21 protein-coding genes are annotated in these 20,589 nt (G+C 29.4%); 16 read left to right on the forward strand and 5 right to left on the reverse strand.

Features of this window, described 5'->3' with window-relative positions; all coding sequences use genetic code 4:
* The first annotated feature begins 64 nt into the window (after positions 1 to 64).
* The 5 genes from SSABA_RS00965 to SSABA_RS00985 all read left to right on the forward strand — a co-directional run bounded on the left by SSABA_RS00965 (position 65) and on the right by SSABA_RS00985 (position 5,901).
* Entirely contained in the window at positions 65 to 1,081 is a 1,017-nt protein-coding gene (locus tag SSABA_RS00965) for a hypothetical protein (RefSeq protein ID WP_025250728.1), read from the forward strand.
* 71 nt (positions 1,082 to 1,152) lie between these two features.
* Entirely contained in the window at positions 1,153 to 1,911 is a 759-nt protein-coding gene (locus tag SSABA_RS00970) for a Pr6Pr family membrane protein (protein WP_025250729.1), read from the forward strand.
* A 96-nt stretch (positions 1,912 to 2,007) separates the two neighbouring features.
* Positions 2,008 to 2,451: a dual specificity protein phosphatase family protein gene (locus SSABA_RS00975; RefSeq protein ID WP_038673613.1), complete on the forward strand. Its 444-nt coding sequence runs from the start codon at positions 2,008 to 2,010 to the stop codon at positions 2,449 to 2,451.
* A gap of 6 nt (positions 2,452 to 2,457) precedes the next feature.
* Entirely contained in the window at positions 2,458 to 2,973 is a 516-nt protein-coding gene (locus tag SSABA_RS00980) for a methylated-DNA--[protein]-cysteine S-methyltransferase (protein ID WP_051464676.1), read from the forward strand.
* Positions 2,974 to 4,071: 1,098 nt separating this feature from the next.
* Complete coding sequence (locus SSABA_RS00985; RefSeq protein WP_025250730.1) at positions 4,072 to 5,901, forward strand: hypothetical protein; 1,830 nt, start codon at positions 4,072 to 4,074, stop codon at positions 5,899 to 5,901.
* 459 nt (positions 5,902 to 6,360) lie between these two features.
* Here the strand turns inward: SSABA_RS00985 and SSABA_RS00990 are convergent, their stop codons facing one another.
* The 3 genes from SSABA_RS00990 to SSABA_RS01000 form a co-directional block, all read right to left on the reverse strand.
* Complete coding sequence (locus tag SSABA_RS00990) at positions 6,361 to 6,669, reverse strand: PadR family transcriptional regulator (RefSeq protein ID WP_025250731.1); 309 nt, start codon at positions 6,667 to 6,669, stop codon at positions 6,361 to 6,363.
* Positions 6,670 to 6,683: 14 nt separating this feature from the next.
* On the reverse strand, positions 6,684 to 7,769 hold the full coding sequence (locus tag SSABA_RS00995) for a DUF1700 domain-containing protein (RefSeq protein WP_025250732.1): 1,086 nt from the start codon (positions 7,767 to 7,769) through the stop codon (positions 6,684 to 6,686).
* 393 nt (positions 7,770 to 8,162) lie between these two features.
* Positions 8,163 to 8,933, reverse strand: a complete 771-nt coding sequence (locus SSABA_RS01000) for a hypothetical protein (RefSeq protein WP_025250733.1) — start codon at positions 8,931 to 8,933, stop codon at positions 8,163 to 8,165.
* A 223-nt stretch (positions 8,934 to 9,156) separates the two neighbouring features.
* On the opposite strand from SSABA_RS01000, the gene SSABA_RS01005 reads away from it, so the two are divergent.
* The 5 genes from SSABA_RS01005 to SSABA_RS01025 all read left to right on the forward strand — a co-directional run bounded on the left by SSABA_RS01005 (position 9,157) and on the right by SSABA_RS01025 (position 12,326).
* A complete protein-coding gene (locus SSABA_RS01005; RefSeq protein WP_025250734.1) occupies positions 9,157 to 9,513 on the forward strand; it encodes a hypothetical protein in 357 nt (118 codons plus the stop codon).
* Between the two features lie 320 nt (positions 9,514 to 9,833).
* On the forward strand, positions 9,834 to 10,229 hold the full coding sequence (locus tag SSABA_RS01010) for a hypothetical protein (RefSeq protein WP_025250735.1): 396 nt from the start codon (positions 9,834 to 9,836) through the stop codon (positions 10,227 to 10,229).
* 115 nt (positions 10,230 to 10,344) lie between these two features.
* Positions 10,345 to 11,181, forward strand: a complete 837-nt coding sequence (locus SSABA_RS01015) for a Cof-type HAD-IIB family hydrolase (protein ID WP_025250736.1) — start codon at positions 10,345 to 10,347, stop codon at positions 11,179 to 11,181.
* Positions 11,182 to 11,194: 13 nt separating this feature from the next.
* Positions 11,195 to 11,500 (forward strand): thioredoxin, encoded by a 306-nt coding sequence (gene trxA, locus SSABA_RS01020; protein WP_025250737.1) that lies wholly within the window; start codon positions 11,195 to 11,197, stop codon positions 11,498 to 11,500.
* 7 nt (positions 11,501 to 11,507) lie between these two features.
* A complete protein-coding gene (locus SSABA_RS01025; protein ID WP_025250738.1) occupies positions 11,508 to 12,326 on the forward strand; it encodes a Cof-type HAD-IIB family hydrolase in 819 nt (272 codons plus the stop codon).
* A 94-nt stretch (positions 12,327 to 12,420) separates the two neighbouring features.
* Here the strand turns inward: SSABA_RS01025 and SSABA_RS01030 are convergent, their stop codons facing one another.
* Positions 12,421 to 13,791, reverse strand: coding sequence for an alanine--tRNA ligase-related protein (locus tag SSABA_RS01030; protein WP_025250739.1), 1,371 nt, complete (start codon positions 13,789 to 13,791; stop codon positions 12,421 to 12,423).
* Between the two features lie 168 nt (positions 13,792 to 13,959).
* On the opposite strand from SSABA_RS01030, the gene SSABA_RS05155 reads away from it, so the two are divergent.
* Genes SSABA_RS05155 through SSABA_RS01040 form a run of 3 tightly spaced genes read left to right on the forward strand, consistent with a single transcriptional unit; the run spans position 13,960 to position 16,214 of the window.
* Positions 13,960 to 14,118, forward strand: a complete 159-nt coding sequence (locus SSABA_RS05155; RefSeq protein ID WP_169728653.1) for a hypothetical protein — start codon at positions 13,960 to 13,962, stop codon at positions 14,116 to 14,118.
* A gap of 26 nt (positions 14,119 to 14,144) precedes the next feature.
* Positions 14,145 to 14,828: a GIY-YIG nuclease family protein gene (locus SSABA_RS01035; protein WP_148293468.1), complete on the forward strand. Its 684-nt coding sequence runs from the start codon at positions 14,145 to 14,147 to the stop codon at positions 14,826 to 14,828.
* 36 nt (positions 14,829 to 14,864) lie between these two features.
* Complete coding sequence (locus SSABA_RS01040; RefSeq protein ID WP_025250741.1) at positions 14,865 to 16,214, forward strand: M17 family metallopeptidase; 1,350 nt, start codon at positions 14,865 to 14,867, stop codon at positions 16,212 to 16,214.
* Positions 16,215 to 16,581: 367 nt separating this feature from the next.
* Here SSABA_RS01040 and SSABA_RS01045 read toward each other — a convergent pair whose 3' ends face one another.
* Positions 16,582 to 17,931 carry a M17 family metallopeptidase gene (locus SSABA_RS01045; RefSeq protein WP_025250742.1) on the reverse strand — a complete coding sequence of 450 codons (1,350 nt, stop codon included), beginning with the start codon at positions 17,929 to 17,931 and terminating at the stop codon, positions 16,582 to 16,584.
* A 136-nt stretch (positions 17,932 to 18,067) separates the two neighbouring features.
* Here SSABA_RS01045 and SSABA_RS01050 point away from each other — a divergent pair, with 136 nt between their 5' ends.
* From SSABA_RS01050 to SSABA_RS01060, 3 genes are read left to right on the forward strand one after another with little or no spacing between them, the layout of a single operon-like run.
* Complete coding sequence (locus tag SSABA_RS01050; protein WP_025250743.1) at positions 18,068 to 18,346, forward strand: type II toxin-antitoxin system RnlB family antitoxin; 279 nt, start codon at positions 18,068 to 18,070, stop codon at positions 18,344 to 18,346.
* 58 nt (positions 18,347 to 18,404) lie between these two features.
* Positions 18,405 to 20,189: an oligoendopeptidase F gene (gene pepF / locus SSABA_RS01055; RefSeq protein ID WP_025250744.1), complete on the forward strand. Its 1,785-nt coding sequence runs from the start codon at positions 18,405 to 18,407 to the stop codon at positions 20,187 to 20,189.
* Positions 20,190 to 20,203: 14 nt separating this feature from the next.
* Positions 20,204 to 20,566 carry a J domain-containing protein gene (locus SSABA_RS01060; RefSeq protein ID WP_025250745.1) on the forward strand — a complete coding sequence of 121 codons (363 nt, stop codon included), beginning with the start codon at positions 20,204 to 20,206 and terminating at the stop codon, positions 20,564 to 20,566.
* Positions 20,567 to 20,589: the final 23 nt, after the last annotated feature.

The following is a 20,589-nucleotide window of genomic DNA, read 5'->3' on the forward strand; positions in this document are numbered from 1 at the left end:
TTTTTTTATTATATTTAGCAAAATATTTCAATTTAATGTAGAATTATAATAAATAGAGGTAAAAATGAAAAATAAAATTGAAGATAATAGTTTAGCCCATGACGTTGTTTACAAAAACTTTCTTGAAAAGTATTTTCACGATGAAAACGTAGATAAGATATTTCGTGACCTAAAGTTAACTATTTTTGGAAAACGAATGAAAAAGCCAATTTTAGAAATTATATTGTTAACACTAGCCTCAATATATGTAATTTCAGTAGGAATTATTTATTTTTTCAAAGCAGCCAATGTCGCAACGTTTTTCAAAAACGATTTTGTTTTTTTATTTATTTCGCTTTCATTTACAGCCCTAATTTTATTGCGAATCGGGAGCCTAACTTTGGCCAATTATAAGATAAATGACTCTTTTATTTCAAGTTTTTGAACCAACAAGTATTGTGAGATGGAAAAAATAAGCCCACAAGACTTTAATGCTAATAAAGTTTATGATTTAATTTTTTTAGATTTAATGGATAAAATTGATCATAAAAAGTTTCCCAATTTAACCAGGCTTCTTTATAGTTGTTTTTATACCTACCTAATTTTTATTGTTCAAATCTTAATTTTAGCTAATATGTCTTTTGATGAAGAAGGGACAAAATCAGTTATTGAAATAGTCATCCCAACAATTGATTCATTTTTGATTATTTATATTTCCAAAGATTATATTAAAAGTTTGGCTCTTTATTATCGAGATAGGGAGTTTAAGTTAGTTGAATATATTAATTTCTTTGATATTAATAATATAGTTATTGAAGAAATGACCAAAATTTGTGAGGCTCCATTAGAGGCTCGCGCAAAACTTATCTTAAATTTTCAAAGTTCGATTGGAAAACTAAGAAAGTTTGAGTTATATACTGATTTAGGTAATATTTTAAATATCATGACTGATAATAGTTTTACAAGCGAGTTAGACTTAAAAGCTTTAAAATATTATATTTTTATTACTAATCTGGCACTAGCAAAAATCTTAATTAACACTAATTCAAAATCTGAAAATATTTATATTATGAAATTATTTATTGATGAAGCGATAAAATAATTCTAAAATCTAAACTTTCATAATTTATTCAATTTTATTGATATAATAATATCTATGAGAAGGAGAAAATTATGAATTACAAAGCATTTAAAATAAGTTACAAACTTATTTTCGGAATAAACGGCTTTTGTATCTTATTGTGAGCTTATATATCAGGTATGCTAAACCTGGATTATATAACCAATACTTACAATGGAAACTACCAATTGTATACTGAAGAATTTATTACAACGTATACATTTTTATCAAATATTTTAGTTATTACTTGACTAATTTATTCAGGTATTTTTCATAAAAATGAGAACAAAAATCGTTTTCAATCACAGGGATATGCCTTAGCGATTTCAACTTATATTTCAGTAACTTTTATCGTTTATAATTTTGTTTTGATTCCAGTTGAAGGTTGACCAAGCTCAGCCAGCGATCAAGCAACAACAATTATAGACCATATGGTTAACCCAATTGTCATGGTTGTTTATTTTGTATTTTTTATGGAAAATAAAACTCATGTTAGCCTAAAAGAGATTATGAAAAATAAATTTATTTATATTTGAATGGGAACTTTAGCATATTGTATTTTTGCAATGGTTAGAGGTGAATTACGTTTTGCATCAGGAGAGTATTTTAAAGACTTATTATACCCATACTTTTTCTTAAATATTCACGCTCACTTGGGAGTTGTATGATTTGTTATGGCATTTATCGGAATATCTGGAATGCTACTGGGATTTTCTGTCTTGTATACTTTTGCAAGCAACAGAATGATCAAGAAGCCATATTATCAAAAAATGGCCTCAGAAGGACTAAATATAGCAGAAAAAAGCGAGTAAAACCGCTTTTTTATTTTAAAGAATGTTCTTTTAAAAGAAGGATAATAAAACCGCGATTTTTTATGTATAATTAGGTTGAAAGATTTGAGGGATATTATGAAAAAAATAGTTGATAATTTATATTTAGGTGACCGCCATTCCGCCCCGGAAACAAGCAAATTAATCATTTCTTGTGCTGAGGAGATTTTTAATGAGCAAAATAGCGGTGAGACAAGTCACTTTCAAAAAGACGAAATTCATCATTATTTTAATTTTGAGGATTATCCAAAAGAAGAGGGGATTTCAAAAAGCACTCTAAGTGAAGTTATCTCTTTAATGGAGCGAAATATTCCTAACCAAGAAGTTTATGTTCATTGTATTTGGGGAGTCAATCGAAGCGCTTCGATTGTTTTCATGTACCTGGTTAAAAACAAGAAAATTCCAGCAACAAGTTTTAAGGCAGCTCAAAAAGCTTTTCAAAAAATTTATCCAAAGTTTTCTCCCAATCCAGGATGACAATTGTTTTTAATTAATAATTTTCCCTATAATAATTTGGTTTAAAATATAATGTCAAATTTAAGAACTTTAAATTGATGTAAACTGGATATTGAAGACAAAAATTTTATAATTGGATTTTGTCAAGAAAAAATTGCTTTTTTGAGTTTTGGAGAATCAGCACTCGCGGATTTACTTAGTTTTTCTAAAAAATACAAAGTTGTCTTAAACGAAAAAAATGACTTAATTTATTTGAGTACGAAGATATTGGAATCATATTTTAAAAATGAATTGAAACTTGCAATTGAAGATTTCTATTTTTTTGGAACAGACTTTCAATTAAATGTGTGAAAAACAGCCTTCGATATCCCTTGAGGTAAAACAACTACATATTGGGAGATTAGCAAAAAAATTAATAACCCTAATGCTGTTAGAGCCGTTGGTAGCGCACTTGGAAAAAATAACATTTTGTTGCTTATTCCTTGCCATCGAGTTATTTCAAAAAATGGTTCAATAAATTTTCGTCTAGGAGCAAATATAAAAACTGGCTTAATAAATCAGGAGAAAAATAAAATTAACCATAGTTAAAGATAAAAACAAGTAATATTTAAGAATTTAAAAAAAGTAGTTTCTAAGTTTGAAATATAATTTGCAAATTTTGATAGCCTTTTTAAATGTTTAAACCGACTCACTCGAGTCGGTTTTTAAAATTATATTCATCCAGCTTAAATCGCCATTTTTCTAACTAATGAACTTTAAAAAGTAATAATTTTAGAAAAATAATTATCATTAAAAATTAAGTCTGTAGTTAATGCATCTATTTTTTACTTTTTTACAAACTCCAATAAAGAATAATAAAAGTATGAGATAAGGTAAGACGGGGTTAAGATAAATCAATAAAATAGCGATTGAAAATACATTAACAATTGAAGCTATTATTGATTTGAATAATCAAATGCTAAATATCTCAAAATTAGAATATTTTGAGATATTTCAAAATCACTTTTTAGGCTTGAGCGAAAAAAAGCAAGAGTTTTTTAAAAAAGTTCACGGACTGTCATTTTGAATGTTCAAAATTTCAAGGAAAACAGCAAGTGAACAATTTTAAGCAAATAATGATCACGATAAAAAATGAAAACGGAAACTGGCGGTTTATAATTCACAAAAAAGCAATTCTTGTTCTTGTGTCAAGGAATTTTTATTAGGTTTGGTAATTGGATTTGAAAAAAATAGGTATAATAAAAAAAATTGAAGAGGGAGCCTAACTGGCCGAATCTCAAGCTTTTAAGCTTGAGAACTTATATAAGACTATTACTCAAAACGGTCTCAAACTATATTTAGAAGAAATAGAATTACAAAAGTTAAATTTATGGCTATCCCTTAATAATATATATTAAATTAAAACATCGCCATACCTTGACAATGCTAAGCGGCATATTACCGATAAGAGTCTCACACTTTTTTAAAGACATAATCAAATTTAGTTTTATTTAAATTGTTGTTTTAGTGGTCAACAAATTTGTAAAAATATTTCTCAGCCACTATTTTTATAAAGATTTTTGATAAATGAAAAGAACGAATTGACTTGAGGTTTGAAAATATTTAAAAAAATATAGAAATTAATAAATTAACTTATAAGTGTGATAGAATTATTATATGCAAATAATGCATTATAAGGAGAATAAAATGAAAAAACTTTTGTCAATTATAGCTTCCGCATCTATTTTGGTGTCGGCGCCACTTGCGGCAGTGGCTTGTGGAAAAAGAGACAATTCTAATGGATCAGAATTTGACTACGAGGCCACCCTATCTGAAATGTTGTCTTCTTTAAAAGAATCATTTCAAATTGGGATGAGTAAAGAACTGAATCCTTATTTTTTTACTGATGAATCAAAAATTGATTTTCTAGATTATGTTAATTTCGAAAATATTTTTAAATTAGTTGTCAATGCAAACGCCCCAGTTATAATAAATCATGGAACAGATGAATTCAATAATATCAAAAATGACTTGTCACAATTGGTAGGTTGAGACAATGTCTTGGGAAATGTGAAAAATGACATTGTAAACAATGTTAACTACCGTAAACTACTAGTTGACGGAGCAAATCCATTACAAACCAGATTTGATTTCGACTATATTACAATTACCAAAACAAGTGACGACATTGTTTCTATTAATTTTAGAATTTCTAGTGTCGCTGTTTATAAGAATAAAATGGGTCAAAATGAATACGAAACATTAAATTATAATTCAAGTATCTCTATATTTCAAGAAAAAGACGTTGCAGAAGAGTTAAATAAATTAACTTTGAAAATGTCAGAAAACCTAGCATCACCTGAGCATGCAAACCATTTTGTCTTAGAAAGTGATTCAGGAAATATTACAAAAAATATTGGTGAATTAGAAAAATCAAATTATTTAAACGGATTTAATAGTTTATTTGAAGCTGCAGTTGAATCAGACATTTCTCTAAAACGATTTACTTTGGATATGAGTTTAGCAAAATTAGATTCCTCGTTGGCCATGACTGCTTATTCTTCACCCCAAGAAATAACTTATTATGACAAACATGTAGTTCCTGGGACAGAAAATCACGTAGGTGTTGGTACTATGTTTGAGTATTGAAATCAACCAGATAAGTTTGACACCTTTACTTCAAAATGAGTTTTACCATATACAGAGGAGAAAACAGGAACACCAAGAAAAGTTTTAACCCCATATGTTTTAAGTAAAATTAAAGCAGATTCAAATTCATCATGGGCCTTAAATCATTACGCTTTAAAAGAGTCGATAGAAAAATTTGTGTTTCCAACTCTGAGCAAATCAATAGAAGGTAATTCATCACAGTTCTCGATTAGTGAAGAAAACGACAATAAAACTATTGCCGTTTATGGAACAAATATTTCTGGTATGCAAGTTACTTTCACAAATCAAATGGGAGTTCGAATTACTTTGGACTTACCAAAAAACTTCTTTTTGATCAAGCAAAATACGAAACAAATAGATACAAACACTCTCTTAAGAAAATGATACAACGCAGCGTTTGAGGTTCAGGCTAATTTTGTTTGAAAAGTTGATGGCTATCAAAGGTTATTTCAAGCATTTGACGCTCCTCAATCAATTGGTGCTGGCCAAATGATTGTCAATAAATCGTATAACACAGAAGAGGTTTTTGAAGCTGTTTTTGATGAGTATTATATTAAGTCAGCTAATGCTGATTGAAAAAATTATGTAAGTGACTGGGCTATTTTAGTAAACAATGAAAACAGCGAAAATGGAACTTCGGCTATGAGTCGATTTATTAAGCCGTCTCATTCAACTACTCCGCGAAGTAATGTAAAATTTTATGACTGAAATACAGGTCTGGAAGTAAATCCAACAATTAGAATGAATTTCTTTTCGCAAGGAAAATATAACTCAGGATTAGGAAATTTAGTTTTTGATTTTGGTTATAACAAAACAAATTTTAAATTTAATAGTTCTCCCTTATATAGAGAATGAAGTTTTTATTAAAAATATTTAATAAGGTAAAATAATTGTGAAAAGAGGCCACTATAAAGTGGCCTCTTTTTCTATTAGTTAAAAAATTTTAAAAGCAATAATTTGATGTAAAAACCATCCAAAAATTTTAATTATTAGCAAAAAAAGCAGATCACTATTTTAAATAATTTTCTCTTGAAAAGTAGGATTTTCGGCTATTGGTTTTAATCGAAAAAATAGAAACAGAAAATCTATGAAATTTTAACAAATCTGAATCAATAGTGTTCCATTGTGCGATCGGAAATAAAAAATTCTTTTTGTTTAAAACCATAAATGTTTTAATAGATGCAATTAACAAGAGAATTATTTTTATTTATAAGGAGTATTAAATTTTGAATTGTGGAGATAAAATGCGATAAGTGGCAGCAAAATCTTTGCAATTTTTCTAGGTCAACCCTGATTTATTTTTAATCTAATTAAGAGATCGAGTATTTATTTTAACAAGTCATTAATATTTGACTGAAATTCCTCTCAAGCTTTAATGTTCTTTGTTAATTCCTCACGCCCTAGATCGGTTATTTTATAATATTTTCTAGCGGGGTAATTGCCATCAGAATCAAGCATATAAAAATCGCAGTACCCCTTATTAATCATTTTTTTTAAAATAGCATAGGAGGTTGATTCATTAATTTCTATTACCTTGTTTATAATTTTATTTAACTCATATGCGTAACAGTCTTTATCGCGCAAATGTTTCAATATTATTAATTCTAAGATTCCTTTTTTTAATTGTGTATCCATTGAATACCAAATCCTTAATTTATCTTTATTTCCAGTAACGGACTTCCAAGTGAAACTATCGCCAACGTCCAGTTATAATAGTCAAGACTGATTTTAAATACGGGTTTTCCCATGTTAAATTCTAATAACTCAATTGCTAGATTGCCAATGTTACTTTCTCTTCACGAATGGCTAAAATTTACAACGATATTTTGAATCGGTTCATTTCCAACTAAACGATTGTCAGAAATATCTTTATTCAAACCATTATTAGATGGTAAACCTTCAATTTGAAAGTTTGAATAACTTAAATGATGGTCTGAAGTAATTTGTTGATCACTTAGGTCTAAAGCAGTGGAAGTTTGATAAAAATATTTATCAGCGATCATTGCTCCCCCGATTGAATTTTCTCCCGAAAATGTCCAAATAGCACCACCACCACCAACTCCCGTTAATAGAGCGGCACTTATTAGTAAAGCAATTTTAGCTCTTCTTTTAAATGGAATTGCTATCCTTGAAACTCGTCTTTGAGAATCATATGACGCAAATAAACCATTGGTTGATATGATTCCTAATCGATAGCACCCGACTGTCATAAACCATAAAACAATTGCTAATAGCGGAATTCCACCAACTCCAGTCATTACCAAAGGTAGCACCTTAATAAAATCATAATTTATAAATGCAAAGACAATAAATGGAATAAATGCAACTAAGATACCTATGATAGCTAATAAGAAGGTTAGTGCCAGCATCATTGGCAAGAATACTCCCAAGATCATGGTAAAGATATTTAAAAAAGTTACTCATGTGTTTTTTCAAATTTTTTCTGCAGTAGATTTTTCATCATTTTTAACGGAATTAGTATCAATATTAAATTCTTGGTAGACGTTTTCACTAATAGTGCTTACAGGTTCTAGAGATTCTAGGATATCATTAATTTGACTACCCTCAGCTAACTCAATGTTAATTTTTTCTGAATAAGAATTGATGATATCGTCACGATCGCTCTTTTCTAATAGTAATAGCGATTTTTCTAATTTTTTCAACCATTGTTCTTTTTTAATTTTAGCCTTATCTTTTTTGGCTTTTTCGTTTTGTTCTGGATTATTTTTAGTCATTTTTCTTACCTCAATTACTATATTATAACAAGTACTATTTATTGTCAAGTATAGTTTTCAAAGTTTTTTTGCATAAAGTTGAGAAGGAATTTTTTATTAGAACTTGCAAAATCAAAATTTTAAATCAAAATTTCAAATTTAATTAAATAAAAAAGCATGTAAACATTGTAAAATAATTTGGATAAAAAAATGTTTAAATCTAAAAAATATATTCTAATAATTTACTAAAATTAATATCTAGTGTTTTTTTTCATAAACCGCAATTGCGAAAAATATATAAAATGCACATATTTTTAAAGACTTTAACTGGATGTTTATTTTTTAAAATAATTGGTAGTTTAATTATGCACAACAGTTGTTAAATTAAATCTGCTAAAAAAATAATAACTTATTTTATGATTTTTCTATGGCAAAGTATTTTTCAATTGTAGCTTCCAATAAAGCCGCTTTGATATCAATAATATTTGGACCAATTAGAATATTCGCAGAATCTGGTTTTTTGATGTTTTGATTTCATAGTTTTTCAATGCTCTCAATTTGATTTTGTTTTCGAAATAAAAATTTAATAAAATTATCATAAATTAAATCGTTTTCAAAACCTCTCTTTTTTATTTTTTTTAAGCAAATGTTTCTGTTTTTTATTAAGTGGTTTAAATCATTTGTGTATTTAATTAAAATTTTATTAATTTCACTTTTTTCAATTTTATTTAAGTCAAGGTCATTTTTAATTTTAAAATTATAGCTCAGGGTTTTTAAATTACTCATCACATCTGAAGCTTTAAAATAACTTTCGCTTCCAATAAAAAGAGTATCGGGATCAAAATAAATTTTTATTATCAAAAAATAAATATAAGTTCATAAAATTAAATACGCCCATTTTTTTACTTCTATGTTCGATTTATAGTAAACAAATAAAGTTAGCAATAAGCTTAGTGAGAATGTACAGGTCATTATTACTAAAAAAAATAAGTATTTCGTTTTGAAATAATTACCTCGCTCTGTAAATTTGAGCTTTATTCTATACATGGCCAAATCTTTTTTGTAGTATTTGTTTGTTCGTTCAATTCTTTCATTGTTGACGATTATTAAACAAAATAGAATTATATTTTCAATGATTAATAAAGCGACTGCTGGTGTACATAATTTTTGGTAGAAAATTAACATAATAAATTTCCCTTCTAAGAATCTATCTACGACAATGATTGATACTCATTCATTTTAGTACTTAATTTAAAAAAGTGTTGATTTAAATTATAATTATTTTTAATTTTTAACTTGTATATTATGAAGAAGGTAGTATCCTGAAAAGGAGATTAAATATGAATTAATTTAACCTGGTAGGTATTTAGTTTCAATTATTTTTAAGAGAAAGGAAGGGAATAAGTAAATGAGTATATTTTTTTCAATAGTTACTGGCGGAATCAATGTTGTTAGTCCGTCACAAATTAATAATGAAAATGTGTCAAATATTAATACTATAAATTCAAATATTGAAAATAATGGAGGCAATTTATTGTTAAGTTCAAACAATGGTAAAAATTACGATATAAGCTTTGGAAATAAGAAAGTCCCAGATACAGTTCAAGAACCAAAAAACTATGTCGGAGATCTTTTACAAATTGGCGGGGCAGTTAATTCTATGCTCCCTGGAATGCAAATTTTTCAACCCGCTTGATCAATTGCTCAGGCTTCAAATAATATCATCACTGCGATTAAACCAACACAATCATATTGAATTGGCTAATACTTCAAGTAGATAATTTGATTTGCATATCATTTAATTGCACTTAATAAATGTCAGACAAATTAATTAAGTTTAAAAATAAATGCACTTTGCTTTTAAAATATTCAATGTGTATTTTTCTTTACAATTTAATAACGCCGGCATCTCAAAATTGAGAAGCTGGGCGTTATTTTTTTATTGCCAAAATTTTATCTTAATCAGATTTATAAAATATTTCTCACCTAGAATGGTGATTTTTTATAATTATGACATTCTCTTCAAATAGGATTAGAAGATTAGTGTGATTTTTATTTATGATATACTATAAAAAAGGAGAAATAATGAAAGTAAAATATTATAAAAAAGCTAGAATTTGTAATTTTGTATTTATCGGTATCATTGCTGCTTTGTATGGATTTTTTGGAGGATATTCCGCAGTCCTAACAATAATATTGTTATCTTATCAAAGCTTCTGGGCAGGAGTTACTTTTACATACTTTTGTTTCGCTACAGGCATAGCAATTTTGTTACTAGTCATGCCGATCACGATTGAAATTTATCTAAAAAAAGATATAAAAAATCAGAATTTTCCCGGCCATAAAAATATTGCCTACATGGCAATGGCTTTTTGTCCTATACTTGGAATCATCACAGGAATTTTTATTCTTGAGGGAGACAAAATCATTGAAGGAGATAATAATCCGCCAGTCGATAACGAGGCGCAAACCCTGAATTAAATATTAATATTTCATAGCAATTATTGAACCCAATAGTAATCAAAAAAATAAAGTCAATCGTGAAAAGGTAAAAATCGCTTAGACTGTGTTATATTTAAGTATAAAGGGGAATTTTATGAGAAAAGATCTTATTATTTTTAGTGACCTAGATGGCACAGCATTGGGGGATAATCATTTATTTTCAACCGAAACTAAAAATACTGTATCTAAACTATATGAAAATGGCATATATTTTTGTCCTATTACAGCAAGATCACCAGTTGATATCCTAAATCAGGGTAAGATTTTAAAACTAGATCAATATGGAGGTATAATTGCAGGAGCAAACGGCGCTAAAATATATGATTTTAAAACAAAAAAATGAATTTTTGAAAGCTATATTGATCGAAACACTATTGAGACCATTTTTAAAGAAACTTTTGGTAAAATTGGCAAAATTAAGGTCCATTATTTTGCTGATGACACTGTTTATGTATACGGAATGGGAGAAAATTCAAAATACTGAAGTGATTTAATGAAAATGGATTATAATATAATAGAAACAGTTGTTGAGATTACTAAACCCATTACTCATTTGACAATAGTCTTGGAAAAAGACTCAACAGATGAAAATGCCGAACAATTTTTTCAAAATTATATAAACAAATTACCCAATGTTGACATTAAAAAATATACAAAGCGCGTGTTTGAGGTAATTAATAAAGGCGTTAATAAAGGGCTAGCAGTAAGAAAAATTTGTGAATACTTAGGCTTTGATAAAAAGACTTCGAAATCTTATGCTTTTGGAGATAGTTTTAATGACTTTGAAATGTTTGAAAAGGTAAATGTTGGAGTTGCGATGGAAAATGCCATTACTCAATTAATTGAATTGGCAGATGATAGAACAAAAAACAACAACGAAAATGGAGTTTCACAATATATAGAAAATGTAATTTTAAAAGATTGCAAATAAAGGAGAAAATATTATGTCAAAAATACAAATAACATCAGTTGATAATTTTAATGATGTAATAAAAACAGATAAGGTACTAGTTGATTTTTATGCAGATTGATGTGGTCCATGTAAAATGATTGCACCAATTTTAGAGGAAATTTCAAACGAACAATCACATACAAAAATCGCAAAATTAAACGTTGATGATATTCCTGAAGTTGCTCAAAGCTTTCAAGTTATGTCAATTCCTACGCTAATATTATTTGAAAATGGTAAAGTAAAAGAAAGGTTAACTGGATTTTTTCCCAAAGAAAAAATCTTAGATTTAATTAAGTAGGTATTTTATGATAAAAATGATAGTTGTTGATATTGACGGAACCTTGGCACTAAAGAAAAGTAAAGTTTCTAAAGAAAATATCGCGGCCATCCAAAAGGCTAAAGATCAGGGAATTTCTGTTGTTATCGCCACAGGTAGAAACATAACAAAAATTAGAAAAGTTGCTGAGCAAATTAATTCACACAATGATAAAAGTCCGATTATTTCTTTAAATGGGGGAATGATTCACTATTGGGACGAAAACAATGACTTAAACATCACATATAAAAAAGGATTTGAAAAGTCACAAAGTGATATAGTTTTTGAAGCGGCAAAACAAAACAAAATACTTTTATTTTCTTATTGTGAAGATGACAGATATGCTTATGTTAACAAAAAGCGTGGTCTTTTTGTATGAGTGCTACGAAGAATAAGTAAAAGAAAAGCACTCCTTTTTGATAAAACTGATAAACCAATGACAATAATGAAGTTTATTTGCTATGGTAAAAGCGAGAACATGAAAAGCTTTCGTCAGGAAATGGAAAAGCATAAATTTGAAACTTTTTCTTGAAGTTATATTGCTAAAGGAACTACAAATCTTGAAGTGAACCCTCCTGGTGTTGACAAGTCAACTGCTTTAAAAATGGTAGCAGATAAAATGAAAATCAAGCCAGAGGAAATCATTTATTTTGGAGATGGTGAAAACGACTTAAGAGCTTTGCAGTGATCTGGAACTGGAGTAGCGATGGGAAATGCACCAGATGCCATCAAAGAGAGTGCAAACGAAGTTACCTTGCATCACAAAAAACATGGCGTGGCTGTTAAAATAAACGAAATATTAAAATAGTTTTTAAAACCTTAACCTTTTGATTCATCAGTCAAAAGGTTTTTTTATTTTCAAAATAAAAACCATAACTTTAAGTTATGGTTAAAAAAACACTCTATTCTTCTAGGGCTGACTTAATGGTTTTAAAATCCTCTTTTGCGGGAGAAAAAATTTGAATAATAAGAGGCCCGCCCCCACCTTTAAAGCCGGTTTTATCAGCCAACTTTTCATCAAATCATAATTTAACATTGAAGTTAGCTTTTTGATTGCAAACCAAGACTGCATTACTGTTTGTTTGACCTTGGTTTGCTAAAATAATAACTTTTTCTGGATTTTCATTTGCCAACAATGACGCCTTAGAAATCAATAATTTATTTGTATAATTTTCATTGCTGGTTTCAATATAATAAAATTTGTCTTTAATAATCTTTGGCTGAAAATCTTGACTTAAAAACTGTTTAATATTTTCTTGCTCCAGATTTTTTAAAAATTTGTTAATAAGGGCTGTAATATTTAAGCCAATCTCATTTAATTCTTTAATAGCAATGTAATTATTTGCCTCTACCAAGTTTCTAGCAACTTTTAACTGTTCATCAAAACTATCTCTCATCCCAGCTTCTAATGCCTTTGAAATTTGGCTCTCTATTTCTTTAAGGCGGTCTTCTAATTTAGTTTTAAAGTAATTCTTCGCAACTGCAGGATTTGTTGTCATATCAATAATAACTGCTTTATTTGTTTTGGTAAAATTCATAAACCAAATTTTTTTCAACTCTTCGGTACTGTCAATATGAGTTCCGCTACACGGTTCAATAACAATTCCGGGAAACTCCACCATTCGAACCATTTCACCGGGAGCTATTTTTGTAAACTCAAATAAATAGTTCTTAGCTTCTGCTTCTTCTTGGGTAACAAAAAAGATTTTTGATTTAATTTTTTCTGGAATTGTTTTACTATTAATTTGCTCAACAGCCTTCAAAACCAACTGGGGAGTTATCATTTCATCATTGCAAAATTGTAGTTGATACCTCTCATCATTTAATTTACTCCCAAGCTCTTCAACATAATGGCCAACATTGTTTAAAATTGTTTGTCAAGTAATGTGTAAAGCGGAATGATTAAGCGAGGAATTATACCTAAAATCTGCACAGACTCTCAAGTCAACTAAATCTCCAATTCTAAGTTCTTGTTCGCTCAGGTTAACTTCGTGAATGAAATATCCTGGAATAACATCTTTTCGAACGTCAATTATTTCGATTTCAACTTGATTAAAGATTAAGTGTCCCTTATCGCTATCTTGGCCTCCAGATATTGCATAAAATGGTGTTTGATCAAAAATTACAAACCCAGTCCCCGTTAAATGTTGGACTCCAATTCCTTCTTTATTGTAAAGACCTAGAACTTTAGCTGAAGCATCGAGGTTTTCATAACCAATAAATTTTGTTTTTTCAAGATTTAAAGGCTCTAGTTTTTTTAATAATTCAATCATGATTTTTAAATCCTTTCGTTTGTTTGATTTTAACATAAATCAATTTTTCAAAAAAATTACTTCAAGAGAATTTAAATTTTTTAATATAATTTATAAATTATATTACTGGTAATATAAAGCCTTTTTTTGTAAAAATCAAGGTATAATAATTTAAAAGGAGAATAAAATATGAGTGATTTCAATTCAAAATGTTTTAAATGTGTTGCTGAGCAACAAAAAAATGGAGCCCCGAAGGGTGCTGCTGGAATTCTATTTGGTAAGATGCAACAAGGCTTAGTTGGTGGAGTTGATGATGAAATTTTTGTTTGTGCAAAACACAGCAAATAATCAATAATATGAATTATGATAAATTAATGGCAACATTAAAATTGGATTCTTCCAATTTTAATGATGACGAAAAACACTTGTTGTATAATTCTTATACAAGATATCGTCTACTAAGACAAGCTAAACTACATAACAACCCCAAAACTAACCACTTTGCCCAAGATTTTCAAAACCGCTTAGTAACTAATATTGAAGCGAATTTCAGAGTTTTTAGTTACAAAGAAATTTTTGAAACTAAAAAAACAGAAGATTTATTAGGGGCTGGAGTTTATTTAATTTATCTAAAAGATAAATCAGGGAATGTTGTCTTAACATATGTTGGAGAATCCAAAAATATTTGAGTACGTTGAAAAACGCATTTAAAAGATATTAATCCTAAAACAAGCACTAAACGTAAGCGCTTATATTCAAAATTAAAAAAGCTCTTTCGTGAGCAAAAGTTAAATTATGAGAATGTTCAATTTGTTAAAATTGTTGATCAAAGTGATGCCAATCAAAGATTATTTAGTGAAGCTTACTTTATATATAACTTTAAGTCGCCAGTAATAAATGCTAATAACAAAAATTTGAATAGTCGTGCAGCTTGTACAAGTGGTCATGGTAGAATGGCTAGCTGCTTAACTTATCAAATTAGGGAGAAAGAAGTAATCCCGGTAGTACAATTTAGATGCCGCAATCAAGAATGTCGCATTAAATTTGAAATCTTTTAAAAAAATCATTTATAATAGAAAAAAGGAGACTTTGAAATGATATTATTAAATTCAAAAAAAGAGTTTGAGCTAACTTTAAAAGCTATTGATAAAAAAAATATAAAAAATACTTTGATTTCTACAGACGAAGGAAGTGTAACATTAATTTCTGAGGACAAGGCCTTTTATCTTACAGTCGATACAGCACAGTGTCTTTATAAAGGGATTTCAAAAGGTCTGTCAGACTTCTTTAAAAACCAAAAACACGATATAAATATTGATGTTGAGTCATTTTTACAAATAGATTCAAAAAAAGGGGATGCTATTTTTGATGCTATTGTTGAAACTGCGTTTTTTGAAAATCATGATTTAGTTTCATATAAAGAAAAACCCCAACCCAAAAAAGATATCAATCTAATTTGCAAGTCTGATAGAAGTAATCGCTTTGAAGAAGAAAAAATTAAAATGGAATTTGTAAACTTTACTAGAGATTTACAAGATACTCCACCAAATTTAGCTACAAGTGTAATGATCGCTGATAAAATTTCAACAAAAGCAAAAGATATCAAGGGATTAAAACTAACTGTTTATAACAAAAAACAAATTGAAGACTTAGGAATGGGTTTATTGTTATCTGTTAATGCTGGAAGTTATGTAGAACCACGAGTAGTTGTTCTAGAATATGTTGGCGATCCAAAACAAGAAAAAATCGGACTAGTTGGAAAAGGAATTACTTTTGACTCTGGGGGATATTCTTTAAAACCTTCAAATTTCATGGAAGGTATGAAATTTGATATGTCCGGAGCTGCAATAATGCTTTCAACTGTAATGGCTTTGGCCAAAGCGCAAGCAAAAACTAATGTTATGGCGATCGGATTATTTACAGATAATCGTATCGGAGGTCATGCAACTCTAGTTGAATCAGTAATTAAAAGTATGAACGGGAAAACTGTTGAAATAACCAATACAGATGCTGAAGGGCGTTTAGTATTAGCTGATGGAATAACTTATGCTGTTAGAGAGAGTAAAGTAGATAAAATAATTGATGCTGCAACCCTGACAGGGGCAATAGTTATCGCATTGGGAAAATGACAAACAGGAATGTTTTCAACAGACGACGCTTGATACCAAGCGGTTGCTGATGCTGCTAAAAAAGCCCATGAACCAGTTTGAAGACAACCACTAATTCCAGAACATTTAAAGGCAATTCAATGTTCTCCGGTTGCTGATTTGGTTAACTCAGAACCAGGTCGTAACGCTGGAAGTTCAACTGCTGCGGCATTTTTAAATTCTTTTGCCGAAGGTAAACCATTTGTTCACTTAGATATTGCTGGAACAGCTGATAACGGAAAACGTGGAACTGGTGTTATGATTAAAACTCTATTTGAATTATTAAATAAAAAATAATTTACTTTATAAAATACACCAAAATTAATATTTAAAAGTAGCAATCCTTATTGGACACCATTGAAAATTGGTGTCCTTTTTATTTGCTTCATCAACGAAGCTGGATTTATGATTTAAATCAAAAATAAAAAATGTAATTTTATTTAAAAGCCTTCTACTTGAAAATGGATAGCTATCAATTTTCAATCAATTTTTACATTTAAAACAAGGGGGCTCGGTTATTTTCTCTTTAAGATCTTGTTAATACGAATTTTTTATCAAAAAAAACCAACCTTTATTGAAAACCTTTTGGTTAACTTAGGGTTGATACCTCTTTTTGTTTTTATATTCGGGTTTTTAATTTGTAAAAAACTTTCTAAAAATTAAACTAGTGATTTAGTAGTTCAAAAATATTTTTCAACATAATTGCATTTCCTCGAGTTGGTGTGTGGCCTGTGGCTGCAATGTCTAAGTGAATTAGGGGGCGCCCTTCGCTGAATTCTGCTAAGAAGGCAGCCGCATTACTGCTGCCTCCATCAGGAACGGGAGCAATATTTGCTAAGTCTGCAATTGAACTGCTGCGCATATATTTGAAGTTTTGAGGATGAATGGGCATTCTTCAAATTTCCTCATGACCTTTATGCGATGCTAATTCAAATTCTTGATAAAATTCATTATTTGTTGCAAAGGCTCCGGTCATATAAGTTCCCAGGCAGAAACGAATCGCACCTGTTAAAGTGGCAACATCAATTAGTCGGTCTGCTTTTAAATTTCTAACAGCATATGTAAGACCATCTCCTAATACTAAACGCCCTTCAGCATCAGTGTTTAAAATTTCTACTGTTTTTCCGTTCATGCTTTTAACCACGGATTCAACCAGTGTTCCTTTGCCTCCGATGCGATTATCTGTTAGAACGGCAACAGCTGCAACATTTGCCTTTGCTTTATTTTTTGCCAAAGCCAATACTGTTGAGCAAGTAACTGCGGCCCCGGTCATATCAAATTTCATACCTTTCATGCTTGAAGCGGGTTTCAAAGAATATCCCCCAGAATCAAAAGTAATTCCCTTTCCCACCAAGACGGTTTTTTCAAGATTGGCATCACTACAATATTCAACCACAACTACTCTGGGCTCTTCATAGCTAGCAGCATTTACTGCCAGCAGCATTCCCATTTGCAATTTTTCAATTTCTTTTTTATCTAAAATTTTAACACTTACATTTGCAATTGCCTTAGCTTTTTCTTGAATTTGGTTTCCAAAATAGGTTGCTGTACAAATGTTTGGGGGAGTATCTTGTAAGTCGCGAGCAAAATTAACAAATTCCATTTTAATTTCGGTCTTTAAAAAATGTTTATCAAAGTCTTTTTTTGTTAGAATATTATAATTCTTTTTAACTACTGATCTTGTTGTTTTTAAAGAAAGTTCTTGATGCTCCATTCAAAATAAAGACTCAACAATTGCATCAAAAACTAATTCTTCGCAATTTAAAATACTTTCAAATTCATCAAAACTAATTGTCAGTCCAAATTCAAAATCTTTATAAATTTCTTTAATTGCTTTGCTAAGTTCAAAATAGGGATCTTGAAAAAATGGTTCCCCAATTGTTAAGTATAAAGTTTTGTCCTCAGAAATCAATGAAGCTTTTCCGCTAACTTTTGAAATTAGCGAATTTTTAATCTCTTTAACCAAAATTGGTTTTAAGAAAATTTCTTGGTTATTTTTATTTAATGTAATCATAATTACCTCCAAAATAATTATAATCACAAATATAGGATAATTAATAAATTTCGGTTTTAAAATAAAGTAAGTGTTAAAATTACTTCAAGAACGACGTTGACTCGTCAAGATAAATAAGGTGAAGGGAGCATTTAAAATGAAAAATCTAATTAAACTAAAGCACTCAAAATATGACTGAGTTTTTATAATAAAAAAAAATGAGTCCCCGCTATGATATTTTAGGGTTTTGGAACGCGAAATAACTCAAACAAACGCCAAAGTAATATTTGACCTAAATAAAAAAAGCGAAAACTTAGAAGATCGATTTTATTCATGTGATTTAAAAAATAAAGTTTTTGATTTTTCAACTTTTACAAAACTTACCAATTTATCAAACGATTTGCTCCAAGCAATTGTGGAAGCCTACGAAAAATAACATTATAATCAACTTTAAAAATTGTTTGATAATGCTATAATGTATCAAAGGAGATTTTATGAAGAGAACAGAGGCAAAGCAAGAATACAAATGAGATTTTTCCCACTTGTATAAAGATGCAGGAGCATTTAAAAAGGAATTAAAAAATCTAGAAAAAATTATTTCAAAATTTGAAGACTTTCAGGGAAAACTAAAAGAGGAAACTAAATTTTTTGAATATCTTGAATTGGACACTCAAACAGATTTGATTTTTATGAAATTGGGACAATATTTACACCTTCAAGATATTGATCAAACAAACACAGAGTTACAAGAATTAGAAGGGTACATGATGACCTTTTACCAAAAATTGAAAATTGCAACAAGTTTTATTGCACCAGAATTAAAAGAGGTTGGTGAAAAAACGATTCAAGGTTGATTGGAATCTAATCCAAAATACAGTCATCATCTTTTTGGAATGAAAAAATTCTTTGAGCAGGCAAAACACATATTACCAGCCCAAGATGAAGAACTTTTGAGTAAAGTTTCTAGATCACGTGGAGCTGTTGGAAGTTTATATGATGTTCTAGCTTATGCAGATCGTCAAGAACAGTTATTTACTTGAAAGGGCAAGGAGCAACCCCTAACTCAAACTTTGCTAACTGAAATAATGGAAGATTCAGATCCATTAAAAGATCAACAATTACGTAGAGAAGCTAGCAAGCTTTTTGCCAAAAATTTTATTGATAAGAAGCATTCTTTTGCTAAAATTTATGAGGGAATTTTACAAGCAAGTTTTGAAAATGTAAAAATTAGAAATTATCCATCGGCATTGGAGGCAAGTCTTTCAAGTGATGCAGTTCCTAAAGAAGTCTATGAAAATTTAATTGCTGTGGGAAGAAAGTTTATAAAACCTTTCAAGGATTATAATTTATTAATTAAAAATCACTATAAGTTTAAAAAGTTTTATCCAACAGACAGAATGCTAAAATTGGCAAAAGATCATCAAAAAAATTATACTGTTGACGAAGCAAAAGAATTAATTCGCACAGCTTTGCTTGTTTTGGGAAATGATTATAAAGAAAAATTAGAAATTGCCTGATCTGCAAATCGAATTGATTATTTTGAAGACACCAACAAACGTGATGGAGCTTATTCTTCGGGAGGAGCTGGCGTCGAACCAATTATTTTAATGAATTGAGATGATAAATTGTCTTCAGTTGCAACATTAGCGCATGAAATTGGTCACAGTGTCCACACATTGTTTGCTGATGAAAGTCAAAAATACCCATTAAGTGAATATCCAATTATTTTGGCTGAAGTTGCTAGTACTTTAAATGAACATTTATTATTTGAGTATTTATACAAAAATGCCACAAAAAAAGAAGAAAAAATCTACTTGCTTCAACAAAGAATCGGTGATTTATGTGGAACTTTCTTTAGACAAATCCAATTTGCAGAATTCGAATTAAATTGTCATAATTTAGTGGCTCAAGGAGAACCAATCACAGCGGAAGTTTTGGCGCAGTATTATAAAACCAGTGAGCAAGGGTTCGGTTATGAAATATTTGATTCATCAGACCAATTACCTTTTGGATGACCAAGAATCTCACATTTCTTTCATTCACCATTTTATGTTTATAAGTATGCCATTGATGTGACAGCCAGTTTTAAATTATACCAAGATGTTAAAGATGGCAATATTGATAAAGTTACTAGCTTTCTAAAGGCGGGGGGTCATAAAAACCCATTAGAAATTCTAAAAGATGTTGGAATCGACTTTAATGAAGAGAGCACTTATGAACCTTTAATTAAGGCAATTGAGTCAATGGTACAAGATCTTAAAGATTTGTTACAAAACTAAAAGGGGGACTAAAATTGGATGATTTGGCAAGAATAATTTGAAGAATTTTATATTATATATTCATTTGGTGAATAGTAGACCTAATCTTTAGGGGAAACCGTAATAAAAAGAGCAAATATAATAATTCTGATGATTCTGGTGCTTCTTATGAAAGTGATCAAGAAAAAACATTTGCAAACCAATCAGGTTTGGAGCTTCAAAGATGCTATGAAGTTTTGGGTGTTGATGAATCGATTAGCACCAAGGAACTCAAAAAAGTTTATTTGGAATTAGCCAAAAAATATCACCCAGATAGTTCAAACGACCCAAAAAGCGAAGAAAAAATGGTTGAAATTAATAGTGCCTACCAATATATTCGCGCTCATCGGGGTCTATAAAAATATAAAAAAATCCGATTATT

It is taken from the genome of Spiroplasma sabaudiense Ar-1343 (genome assembly GCF_000565215.1).
GTDB classification, from domain to species: domain Bacteria; phylum Bacillota_I; class Bacilli_A; order Mycoplasmatales; family Mycoplasmataceae; genus Spiroplasma_B; species Spiroplasma_B sabaudiense.